Origin of the sequence: Providencia sp. CIM-Carb-044, assembly GCF_033901115.1 — a bacterium.
Lineage (GTDB): Bacteria > Pseudomonadota > Gammaproteobacteria > Enterobacterales > Enterobacteriaceae > Providencia > Providencia hangzhouensis.
In genome coordinates, this window is the sequence record NZ_JAXADV010000020.1 from 20,548 (window position 1) to 33,333 (window position 12,786).

Sequence of the window (12,786 nt, forward strand, 5' to 3'; positions counted from 1 at the left end):
ATGTACTAAAATCATCAATACTTTCATTTACCAGCAAATACTGACCTGTTTGATCAAATCCATGAAATAATGCAATGGCAGAGAGCCTCTGGTGACAACTATCTCCATTACTCAGTGTCACAGTTGCTGTAATCTTTTGGTGTACAAAAATACTCTTACTGCCCTCTTTATTTTGACAAGATTGACTGGCATTGAATTGTGCTTGTATTTTTTACATCAACACTGGCATACATCTCGTTAAATGGGGTTAATACACGCCCGATTATCAGGGTAAGAGTACATAGAGGAATTCACCGTCACGTGAATATTATCAGCTATTGCAACCAAAGGTAGTCCTATCAATAAAAACAAACCTATAACTCGTTTTTTCATATTAAATTCCAAATCTATTTTCACCTCTGCGGATCAAGGGGACCTGTATCTGGGCTATACCGAATCAGATGTCTTCCCCATATGCTTTACAGCTTTCAATTGATCATCATTCTGAATTAATCTGCCCTTTTTCAGATAGTTAATTTTTCAGCCATCAATTGTGCTTCATCTTCGCTGTGAGTCACTAACAGTGCTGTTTGCCCAGCTTCCCGCAAGATATCTCTCACTTCCAGCCCTAAACGTTAACGGCTACCTGGATCTAAGCTCGACAAAGGCTCATCTAACAACAATACCGCCGGTCATGGAGCGAAGGTCCGGAAGCCTGAACTCACGGGGTTGCTATAGCCTAACAAGCTGCGAATGACTTCCTGAACCGGCCCGACAGAAGTGCAGCCAGTTCAAGTTTGCCTGAGAGGGTAGATTTCATAGACCACCCCACCCGAGCTGAATTATTTACCGTGGTGGGGTGTCAGCTCAGAACATGGCAATCAATGTAGAAAAAAGGGGCATATTATGGGTCTTGACAAAAAGATAAAATAGATTTACTTTGAAAATCAATTCATTAAATAGCTGAATGTTCCCGAGTCTGGGCACCACATATTTAAAGAACCCGCCCCAAAAGGCGGTTTTTTGCTTTTATATTTCTAAGCTCAAGTTGAGTACTCGGCTAAAGAATCTGAAATCTATAATCTTTTTTTTATCTAACCTAAACACTTATTTCTATACCCTTTCGGTCTACTAGACATGGTTAGTCCGCCACTATACAGAATATTGATATACAATCAGCTATAATATAAAGTCAATTAACTTGACTTATACCAAATAACCAGGAATTACCTAAAAAAAACCAAACACTAAAGTTTATAATTAGATTATTATTCTCACCCTTTTCTCATTTCATCCATTAGACAGCCAAGCTTAACTCATATTGCGTGTTTTTATTAGCCTATTGTCTTATCTAAGAACCTAAAAATAAGTTTTTATATTAATAGTTATGAAAATAAATCATTAAAAAACCACAATATCATTTTTTATTCCTAGCTATTGAGCTAAAAAAATAATCAAATACAATATTAATCAATAAGTGCTAATAATAATTTGTAATAAAAAGGTAACTAAGCCTTAATGTAATAAAACCTACTCAACCTTACCGAACAACTCACAATTTCTGCTTAACATGTTGTTAAGTAATAAAAATAACCCCATAAAACAAAGTGCAAATAACTATAATGTTTAGAATAAGACTCTGCATATGAACCTAAAATAAATGACTTAATCTTATTTAAAACTTTCAATTAAGGAATACCTTATATTCTAAAATTTTCTTTTCGTCATAATTTACTCTTAGCTATAAAAATAGTTTTATGAATCAATGATACTAGGGTCAAGTTTCCTCATGAAAAAGAAAAAAGATACAACTTATTATATCAGCCAACTAGTTGGTAAATGCTTACAAGAATACCGGCAAGAATTAGGAATTAGTGGTGAAAACATTGCGAAAGAGTTAGGCATTAGCCAACAGCAATTATCGCGCTATGAACGAGGAGAGAATGCGTTAACCGTAGATGTATTGTTTAAATTTATTCTTATACTCGGTATTAATTTCCCAGATTTTTACCATAGGCTATTCTATGTCGTGAGTCATCATCCTAAACTTTCACACTATATCACTAATTTAAATGGTTTTGGCTGGGAATTAGATGATTTGAAAGACTATTATAATTCAGCAATTGTATAACCTTTAGCGTAAAGAAATATTGTTTAATTTGTTTATTTTATATTATTATGAAAATCATGGAGTTTGCCTATAATCGATGAGAACAGCGCTATGCCTACCCCTTCTCCGACTGCATTTTCAAGGATAACTCGCACATCAGGACGCACGAATAGCATACTTACCATTGCTTTTCCTTTGTTATTCATTCTAATAACAACATTGATTTGGAGTGCAGAGCGAATTGTTCAACAAGAAACTAAACGCCTAGAAGTCGATTTTAGGTCACTAATAGGCTATATCAATGAACAAGAAAAGTTTTTACGATCTTTAAATAAGCAAAATCAAGATTTAATAGAGTTAGTTGAAAGCCGAACCTATGCAATACAAGAACAGTTCTTACCAACAAGGTCGCCATTATATCTACTCGAAGGTAAAGAATCTTTAGTTGCAATGCCATTTACCCTAGCTTGTGACAAGAGTTTAGAGTGTTCCAACGTTCCCAGTATATTATTTTCTTTAGGGGCCTATTTAGCTGATTACTATTCTACTTTTTGGGGAGGCTCATATTTTCCAGCTGCTGCAGTATTTTTTGTCAACGAACACGACCAAATTAGTATCAGCGTTCCTTCCGTTGGAACAGTTTTAGGAAATGAATCTATTTCTCCAAATTTGTATTACTCCGTCATTGATAGTATTAGAAAAAATTTACCTACTATTCATGCTCAATTTTTAGAATCACAAGAAAGCGATTCAAAAGACATTATCTGGTTACGTCCTGAGCCATTTGATCATATTCTCATTGGGATCATCCCTGCTGGTTTTGATGAACATTTATGGCAGAATGCTCACATTTCTCCTAAAAATATTTATGCAGTCAGTATGTTAAGCCAAGCAAGGCTTAGCGTGCTGGAGCGAATGTTAAACCCCACACTCACACATCAATTTTGGCTGATTCATGCAAAATATGGTCAGCTACTTGGAACAACCCAAGCACCTGAAGAAGAAGCATTAGAAGGTATTTTCTATACCAGAGATGGCCTAGTTCTTAAACTTTCATCTAAAACTGATGAATGGACTGGATATTATAGAATTAGTTATGCGGCTTTTTTTGAAGACAACCTGTGGCTTCCTATCAGTTTAGTTATTGCACTTTTCTTTAGTTTATTTTGTGGATGGGGATATCACCGCTGGTACCAACGAAAAATATTACAACCCGCAATAGACTCCCAGCAAGCTATCTTAGAAAATGAATCTTTTAACCAAACACTTATTGCGACAACCCCTATCGGCTTATGTGTAATAGATAAAGAAACCCAGCAGTTACGCTTTGCGAATGAGTTAGCTCGTTATTGGCTAAAAATAACCAATATATCTACTCCCCACGACTCAAATGAATATAATGAATTACTTATCAAGGTTCTTTCTGACACAGAACAGGTTAAAACTAATTTAAAGTCTGGGGAACATGTTCTTTATGTCGTAAGCACAGCAACTTATTACCAGCAGCGCCCTGTTATTTTATGCGCATTTACTGATATTACGATCCAAGCAGAAACTGAAAAACAACTTGATGATGCTAAGCGACTTGCAGAAGAAGCCAACCGAGCTAAATCCACATTTTTAGCAACAATGAGCCATGAAATACGAACCCCACTTTATGGTCTAATAGGTACATTAGAATTACTGGCAAATACCTCTCTTTCATCTCAACAAGCTCACTTTATTGATCGAATATCAACAACATCCCAATTACTTATGCAGTTAATTGGTGATATTTTAGATATTAGCAAAATAGAAGCTAATCAAATTCAAATTCATAATCAACCATTTGATTTATTAGAACTAGTACAACAAACTGTCCAACTATATCAAGGAATTGCTCAGCAAAAAGGGTTGCTCCTATTTGCTATTATTGACCCAAATGTACAAGCAAATAGAGTTGGTGACTCTGCCCGACTGCAACAAATTTTAGGTAATTTACTCAGTAATGCGATTAAATTTACCCACAGAGGTACTGTTACTATTGAACTTAAAAGAAGTAATAAAAATAATATATTACTACGTGTCAGTGATACAGGTGTTGGAATTAGCCCTGAACAACAAATAAAATTATTTGAGCCATTTTATCAAGCTCATTCAGAAATTCATGCTTATGGTGGCACTGGCTTAGGTCTATTTATTTGCTCTAAGCTTATCAAATTGATGGATGGGCAAATAAGCTTACAAAGCGAAACTGGAGTTGGTAGCTCGTTTCTCGTGACACTACCTTTAGCACTCGATATACAGCAAACACACTGGCTATCACTCAAAAACACCAATATTTGGTTGCAAACCCCAAACCCATTATTGACTGAAAATATAACGCAATGGCTAAAACGTTGGGGGGCCAATGTATATTTCACAGAAAATAGCCTCCCCATAGATACCTCATCCGTTATTGCCGTCGGCATCTTAATTCCATCGTTTCCTCTGCCAACTAATTGGGATGGGCAACAATGGGTAAGCACTGAAATGAATTTCAGACTATCCGAGTTAAATCAGCAGTTATTCTTACTACAAAATAATAAAGAACCGATACCCCTTATTTGTCCAACATCTCGTATACAAACTCATATGCATAAATACCCGCTTCGCGTTTTAATTGCTGAAGATAACCCCATTAACCAAGTTGTTCTACAAGAGCAACTTGAACTACTTGGTTGTAAGGTATTTATTGCCAATGATGGTGAAGAAGCGTTGGTGATCTGGGATAACGAAATTGTTGATATCATCCTTACAGACGTTAATATGCCTTATCGTAATGGTTATGAGCTTGCACAGCAGCTGCGCAGTGAAGGCGAAACATGCCCGATTGTTGGTGTTACTGCTAATGGATTAAAAGAAGAAGAAGAGCGATGCCTAGAATCTGGAATGGATTCATGGCTTGTAAAACCTATAGAGCTAGAAACCTTAGTTCAATTGTTCAACCGTTTATTCCCGATTTACTCCTCCTCAGCTTCAGAAATGGGGCCAATAAAAGTGATTAACCCGCTAAATGGGGAAGATAGAGAAAAAATTATTCGTCATTTTGTGAGCGATATTACTCAATTTTGCCAAGCGGTTGAAAATAACAACACAGAAGAATTAAAACAGTTATCCCATCGTATCCGTGGTGCATTAATTAGTGTTGAACAACGTGAGTTAGCTAATCAGCTTCGTGAGTTTGAAACAGCATTAGATTCACGGACATCAACATACATTGATACCCAGATTAGTCAGAATATCTGCAACCAATTAGCTAATTGGATAAAAAAAATTAGTCAAACAAATGATGTGTGAGGCAATAACTAATTAACGCTTGATTATTATCAACACCCAATTTACGCATTGCAGCATTTTTCTGTAGGCTGATAGTTTTATCACTGCGGTTTAATTGCTTAGCAATATCAACAATAGGCTTACCTTGAACAAAAAGGCGCAGTACCTCAAGTTCACGAGGTGATAATGTCTTTACCCTATCATTTAATGTTACTGCATTACGGCTTTTTAATGTCGTTGTCATATCTGCAACAGGAACACGATATTGGCGACCTTGCCCCGCTAATGTGATAGCTTTCATTAGGTCACCTAATGGTGCCTCTTTTGACACCACCGCACTCACCCCAGAATCATATAACATTTGTACAATCATTGGGTTAGAAACCATCGTTAATACAATCACTGCAATATTTGGATATTGACGACGTAAAAATTGAATATAATTCTGTCCATCGCTAGATTGGGTATTATTAGGCATCATATAATCAGTTACGATCACATCAACCTCATTTTTTTTCAAAAAAGCAAATAGTTCAGCATCCTGAGTGTAAGCACCTAAAATGTCTAAATTCATTGATTGAGAAAGTGTATCTTTCAAACCTGAAAGCACAATGGGATGATCATCAACTAATACTAATTTGAGTTTTTTCATTTAATAATACTCAGCATCAGAATATGTATATTCAATATAACACCATAGAAAAAATGTCAATTAACACTCTTAATATGAAACAACAACTCGAACTGTTTTAGAAAACGGACCAGAAGCGATAGTACTGCCCGCTATCTTGCTTAATGTCGCAGTAAAAGGGACATTAATCGGTGATTGTGGCATGATTTCACCAATACTGTAGCTTTCATTATAGTTAATATCAGTTGAATTACGGGTTAATAGTGTTTGTAACCCATTGCCCATATCAAGATATTTTCCACCTAGCACCGTATTATTATTGGGTTCAAAACGTACTGATATATTTAGCCCTGTTTCGCAGTCTTGTGGCACTGACATACCTAAATTAAAAGTTCGGCTAACCACTTCTCCCGCATTCATTTGTTTAGGTGAAATTGAGTCAAAGTTTACACTTCCCCCATTAGAAGCCGTGATATTCACCGCAGGTGCAGGGCAGAGCAAGGTTAAGTTACCTTTAATGCGCACATAAGTTGGCCCGCCTAAATCCTTACCTAAATAATCCACATGGGTTCCTAATAAAAATAGCCCTGTATCAAAAGGTTTAAGAGCGTTTGCCCCCTTATAAACATAAAAGTTATACATGAAAGCAATATTGCGTGTAATTCCTGTTTCTGGTTGACTCCAATACCCCAAATAAATATTTGGAACAGTTGGGTTGGTTATCGTTACTGGACTAGGAGATGAAATTGCATTTTGTTGCGTCACACTGACACCACTATTAATCAATAATGTTTTAATTGCAGTTGGCATTGTATTTTTAAAGTAAACGGCATTAGTTGTACTTGATGAGCCAGTAAACTCACATCTCACTGATATATATGAGCTCAATGCTGATGTCAATAAGGTACCATTTGGAATTGAAGTACTACTATTTGTAATATCAAAGGTTAATTCTTGTTCTATAGTTGTAGCTCCTGAACTCGGTATACAATTATTAACCGCAGCTACTGATTGAAAACTTAGCAAAAATAAAAATAATATAGCGAATGAATTTATTTTATTAAAAATTAACATAATTTATCTCTTATCCTTTTCATTTGATAAGGAGCAAGTTGTATTACATGTATATTTCAATAAGTTTGGTGTTCCATAATCATCAATATAAGTAATAACCATTTTCGGCGATTTCACTTGTTTATCTGATAGAAAATATGTTGAATTGCTATTTGGCTTTATGACAATTTCTTTAAAATCAGGAACTTTAGATTCATTATCATTAACATTAATCACAACAATGTGATAGGGTGTCGGGTTAGTTAATTTTAACGAGTTTCCCATTTTTTCCACTTTCAATTCTTTCTGCCAATCATTGTTAGGGTATTTTTTCAATTCACTTGGACGATAAAATAATTTAAAGCGTGATTGAATAACAATTTCAACAGCATTTTCTAGTTTAGTTTTCGGTGGAATACCCAAGACATTAAAGTAAAATAAAGACTCTTGGTTGTTCGGTATTTTCACGTCATTTTTTGATAAACTAATTCTAACCTGTTTCTTTTGATTCGCTTCAACACGTTGCAATAAAGGCAAAGCAATTAGTGGCTCTGAAATTTTTTCACCATTTTCATTCTCGACCCATGACTGAACTAAATAAGGGTCTTTTTTATCAATATTCTCAATCACAACGCTAACACCTTTACTTGCTTCATCATAAATAACGCGAGTACGGTCAACAGAAATTGATGCATGTGTGTATGTGCTAATCAAGATTAAAGCACTTATTATTAATTTAAATTTTTTCATGATTTTCTATTCTTTATTACAGGTTATATTCTTACTGGCTAAATGGCTTTGTTTTCCTAACATAATTCGACATGACTGGTCACCACTCCATTTAACCGTTAATTTTTGATCTGGTTGGAAGCCCGTTAAATAAACTTGCCCTTCCTCTGCAATCATTCCCAATACACTATTATTATCAGAGCCATAAACTAAAGCACCAAATGGGGGCGTATTTCCGTCAGGGAATTTAATTGTAACTAACGCTTTTTCCCCCACTAATGTATTGAGTTTTGAATAACCAACCGCACCATCAGTTAAATTTGATTCAATCACGCTGTCATCAATGCTGACATTGTCTGGTACATTATTAAGGTCTACATACTGGGTCGACCTATAATAGGTTGGAACATTACTAATTGCGGCTAAACCAAACCCATTCGTAACTGATTCATTTTTATTAATTGATACCCCTTTCGCTTTATCTGTATCAATAACCATACGAGCTTGGTTATCATAAACTCGTCGGTGTAAGACTGGGCCTTGGTTGGTAATCGTCAAGGAGCCATCTAGTGAACCACTTAATGTATGGTAATCTTCGCCATAGGAACCCGTTAGTTGTGCAGTACCATATTGCGTATCACGATAAACGGATGCATTCATTGCCGCATTTTCAAAAAAGTCTTTACTTGATAAACCTAAGCTAACGTTATTATCATTAATTTTAGAATTGTAATTAATATTACTATTATATTTTTTATCAATATCATTATAAGAACTAAAGTATTGAATCCGTGAGTTTCTTTCACCACCAAATGGTATACTTAACGAAAGGTATGCTTGCTTAGAGCGCTTACCTTTCACGTAACTACTTTCACCAACAGATAATGATAAAATCGCATTATTTATAAAACTTGTATTTATGGTTTTATTAAACGATAAATTGAGAGTATTGTTATTTTTCGATTCTTTCCAATAACTTTCCCGAGAGTAACTTAAACTTATATCAGCCTGAAAATCAGTAAGTTGTTGTGTAAAAGAAGTCGTAAATACATTTTTCTGCCGATAATGTGGCGTTAACGGAGTTTCTTTTAAGCTAATATAATCATTCACTGACATAAAGCCTTCATTAGAAAACTGGTACCCTGTTAAATCCAGTCGACTCGAATTTGAAAAACGTTTTGCATAATTAATACGGTAACTTTCACCAGTACGTAAAGCGATATCCTGTAGTTGATTCTTCGACTGTGTAATATCAAAAGATATTGCACCAAAGCGTTCCATATTTACCCCAACACCTGCATTATAGGCATGATATTCATCATTAGAGGTTGCAAAAATACCACCAAAAATAGATAAATTGTTGAGGATCCCCCAAGAAGCTTCAGTTGATATAAAGTCATCATTGATGTTTTTATATCCCATTGGGTCTAACCGGCCTGCATTCAGTTTATATTGCACCATGCCTGGGCGTGTTAAAAAAGGAATATTGGTCGAGGAAACTTGGTACTCACGTATAGAGCCATCTTCTTCTGTAATTTTAACATCAAGAGTCCCTGATAAAGAGGAACTCAAATTATCAATTGAAAAAGGCCCTGGTGCCACTTTCATTTGATTCAAGATACGTCCATTTTGTGAGATAGTGACTGTCGCATTACTTGTCGCGGTTCCTGTGACACTCGGTGCATACCCCCTTAGAGAAGCCGGTAGCATGTTCTCATCCGTAAAGACACTAACGCCGTTAAAGCGTACAGAATCAAATACATTACTTACTGTATAATACTTACCCGCAAAAAATTTTGCGGATAAACTAGGTAAATCTGTAAATAAATAAGTTTGCACCCATTTAAAATTATCATTTTTATTATCATTAAAATCTTTTTGATATTGATAATTACTGCGAACACGCCAACGCCCTACATTCGCACCAATAGAACCGAATGAGCTAAAATTATTAATATCTCGAGTATTCTTATACTTAATATAGTTTTCAACAAAGTTGTAATCCAATACGAGTGCATTAACTCCAACTTCCCGTTGCATGGGCGGAACCCAATTGTCATCAGAATACTGAAAATAAGCTTGAGGTATTGAAAGCATTAACTCTTGCTTTTCATCATCGAATCTTGCCTGAATATTTTTATCCTGTGATGCAAGATCATAACACTGACCATTTTCCCATGTTGGTACTTCTTTAATAAATTCTTCTTTTAACCCAATAACTTCTACTAAGTTTCTAGAAATACAAGGTTGTATATTTTCGTCTTTATTTAAAAAGTTTATTTGATCAAAATAATTGATTCTTCGACCATTTACCGATACATTAGAAAAATAAGAACCTTCACTAATTTTATTTTTCTCAAATGCACTTAAATCTATATTAGTATTACCCAAAATAGATAATGCGTCTTCATTAAATTGAACAGAATCCGCATTAACATAGTAAGTGTAAAACAATAAACTAGATACTAAACTAGTCACTATGTTTTTATTAAAATTGTTCTTTTTCATTAGCCGCAATATTCTATAATGGATTTATTGAATGAACTCATATAACTGAAAATGCTGTGAAGCAATTGCTATACACAGCATAATCAGCAAATATAAGATTTATTATTTTTTTAATGTTTTTATATTAATACTTATTGGTAATCTAAAACGTAAGCGACTGTAGATTTAACAGAACCGGCTGTAGCTGCACCTAATGCCTGCATACGAGCAGATAAATTAATAACATTTGTCCCTGCGTTTAAGCTTTGCTCAACAGTATCATTTGTTTTTAAATTTGTTCCACTTGCATTTTGGAATAACACACCAACATTGGTAGCAGTACCAGTACTTGCCCATAAGGTGCCAGCTGCATCCATTTGGCCCGTAAATTTAACTGTTACTTTAGAATAATCAGTACCACTTGCGGTAGGGTCCAAAATACAATCCGTTAATTCTAATGTGAAATCAACATTTGGACCTTGTGAACCAGCTGTTTGTAATGATGCCGCTGGAACAGAACCTAATTGAACTTCTTTGTTAACAGAAGAAGGAGCAATGGTACAAGCACCAGTATTCACAGTACCATTGAATTCAATAGTACCGCTTCCTACATCCGCAGCAAATGAAGTTGATGCAGCAGTGAATGTTAATGCGATAATTGAAGATGCTAATAGCGTCTTTTTCATTTTAAACCCTTATTTCATGATATTATTAATATATACTAAGGCAATACCTTAGTTGGTACACAGCCATACCAATAGTTTTATTGATATAACTAGAATTTAGTTAACTTTATTCTTATCATTATTTTAATGACTTGAGATGTTCGATAACATGTGAAGTAATATAACCACTAATATGAACCGTAAATATAAGGAGATCCTTAAAACAAATACTAACCTTCATTTTTTTTATTGTTTGAATAAAAACCATGACTTAATAATGAGTTATATTCAGAGGTCCAGCTATTTGATTGTTCTAAATCTATATCTTCAAGGAAATAATGAACACTGACTTTAAGGAAGTCTGCAATCATAACTAAAGAATCGATATCTATTCTGTTAATACCTCGTTCATAGCGAGAAAACTGCTGTTGACTAACATTCAAAGCCATTGCCACTTCAGTTCCTGTTAATCCATACTCCCTTCTAAGCTTTTTTATTCTGCTCCCTACTATTTTGGCAATAGGATATCTAGCTGCCATTTTTATTTCCTTTCTGAAAAATACAAAGTAGATACTGAATAACGTAAGAATAACTAACTGCGAGCAATACTAATTAAATAAAATAAAAATAACAAACTCACATACGAGTAATAAATAAAACCAAACATTAATTTTATTTATTGAAAATGCTGATTATTAACTATTAATATCTGGTTACCCTTAATATAAGTAAGGTTTATGAAACAATGTCTAACGAACTCGTCATTTTTCGGGTAAACACCATCACTAAATATAGTTACTTATCTCATATATTTAAAAAAAACAGTTTTTTTATCCAACAAGTCTTAAACGCCACATGTCATTAATTAACAAGATGTTAACATTTCCTTTTTAATGGAATTTTATATCACCAAAACTTGGTGATACCCGTACCTAAAAAAATAATAAACTTTAAGACTATAAACTTTCTTGAGGCTTTATTAAGCCCTTAACTAAATGCCCTACCTATTGAAGTTATTAAGATTATTCATTCCTACATTCTTTAAATATTTCGTTATTATCCATATCATTTTTATTAGTTAACCATAATAGAATAAAAAAATGGAATAAAAACAATATTCTCAAGAATCGTAGAAATGTTTTAAATTCTTAAACATGGTGCGCCAAGTACACCTGAATTTAAGGCAGCACTAAAAGCAGAGTCTTTTGGTCGGCGCCTCCTAGTTAGTATGAATTTTTTACCTTCGTTTTTGGTATCTTCAACTAATTTTCTCACTAGCTCTAGATTACTCGGTTTTATCAGAAAGTACTCCATTTTCAATATTCCATTAATTCGTTCTGCTAAAGCATTTTGGCAACAATCGTAGCTATCTATCATAGAACATTGAATATTATGTTCTTTATGTATTTCCTGATACTCCGAAGAACAAGATTGTATCCCCCGACCTTAATGATGGATCAGCTTTCTTTCGCTCCTCAATCCTATCCAGTATTTTGTAATAGGCCTGTCGACTGATTTGCATAAAGTGACAAGCTATTGTTACGTTGAGGTCGTAATCCTTTTTTCTTTAATAGTAGAAAACTCACATTTTCATCCCATATTCGTCCTAGAAATGCATGGGATAAATAAGACCATAATAGATTTAGAAGACATAACAAATACTAACTAATTGTTTTGTAATATATTTTTCTTTATCTACTTTACCGGATAAAAATAAGTGAAAAATAACTGAATATCACCTTCATTTAATCCCATCAAAAATAACATTAGAAAACAAACGATTAGGCTAGTTTTCTATGCGAATGAATTAATCTAACGCGATAAAGTCATTTCAA

At 34.3% G+C, this 12,786-nt stretch carries 8 protein-coding genes and 2 pseudogenes; 2 read left to right on the plus strand and 8 right to left on the minus strand.

Annotated features, from left to right (window positions below; all coding sequences use genetic code 11):
- Positions 1 to 426: 426 nt before the first annotated feature.
- Positions 427 to 671, minus strand: a pseudogene (locus SJ312_RS21695) (hypothetical protein); the annotation flags it as partial.
- A 1,097-nt stretch (positions 672 to 1,768) separates the two neighbouring features.
- On the opposite strand from SJ312_RS21695, the gene SJ312_RS21700 reads away from it, so the two are divergent.
- On the plus strand, positions 1,769 to 2,110 hold the full coding sequence (locus SJ312_RS21700; RefSeq protein WP_036958050.1) for a helix-turn-helix domain-containing protein: 342 nt from the start codon (positions 1,769 to 1,771) through the stop codon (positions 2,108 to 2,110).
- A gap of 90 nt (positions 2,111 to 2,200) precedes the next feature.
- A complete protein-coding gene (locus SJ312_RS21705) occupies positions 2,201 to 5,407 on the plus strand; it encodes an ATP-binding protein (protein WP_243154721.1) in 3,207 nt (1,068 codons plus the stop codon).
- On the opposite strand, the gene SJ312_RS21710 is transcribed toward SJ312_RS21705, so the two are convergent.
- The 7 genes and pseudogenes from SJ312_RS21710 to SJ312_RS23535 all read right to left on the minus strand — a co-directional run.
- Complete coding sequence (locus tag SJ312_RS21710; RefSeq protein ID WP_004258940.1) at positions 5,385 to 6,038, minus strand: response regulator transcription factor; 654 nt, start codon at positions 6,036 to 6,038, stop codon at positions 5,385 to 5,387. The genes SJ312_RS21705 and SJ312_RS21710 overlap by 23 nt on opposite strands.
- Positions 6,039 to 6,107: 69 nt before the next feature.
- On the minus strand, positions 6,108 to 7,091 hold the full coding sequence (locus SJ312_RS21715) for a fimbrial protein (protein ID WP_096864370.1): 984 nt from the start codon (positions 7,089 to 7,091) through the stop codon (positions 6,108 to 6,110).
- A 3-nt stretch (positions 7,092 to 7,094) separates the two neighbouring features.
- Complete coding sequence (locus SJ312_RS21720; RefSeq protein ID WP_004258949.1) at positions 7,095 to 7,820, minus strand: molecular chaperone; 726 nt, start codon at positions 7,818 to 7,820, stop codon at positions 7,095 to 7,097.
- A 6-nt stretch (positions 7,821 to 7,826) separates the two neighbouring features.
- Positions 7,827 to 10,307, minus strand: coding sequence for a fimbria/pilus outer membrane usher protein (locus SJ312_RS21725; RefSeq protein WP_153673853.1), 2,481 nt, complete (start codon positions 10,305 to 10,307; stop codon positions 7,827 to 7,829).
- Between the two features lie 131 nt (positions 10,308 to 10,438).
- Positions 10,439 to 10,972 (minus strand): fimbrial protein, encoded by a 534-nt coding sequence (locus SJ312_RS21730; protein ID WP_004258955.1) that lies wholly within the window; start codon positions 10,970 to 10,972, stop codon positions 10,439 to 10,441.
- Positions 10,973 to 11,181: 209 nt separating this feature from the next.
- The gene (locus tag SJ312_RS21735; RefSeq protein WP_004258958.1) at positions 11,182 to 11,490 is read right to left on the minus strand and encodes a helix-turn-helix domain-containing protein; all 309 of its coding nucleotides are present in this window, start codon (positions 11,488 to 11,490) and stop codon (positions 11,182 to 11,184) included.
- 715 nt (positions 11,491 to 12,205) lie between these two features.
- Positions 12,206 to 12,394: pseudogene (locus SJ312_RS23535) on the minus strand (IS3 family transposase); the annotation flags it as partial.
- Between the last annotated feature and the right edge of the window lie 392 nt (positions 12,395 to 12,786).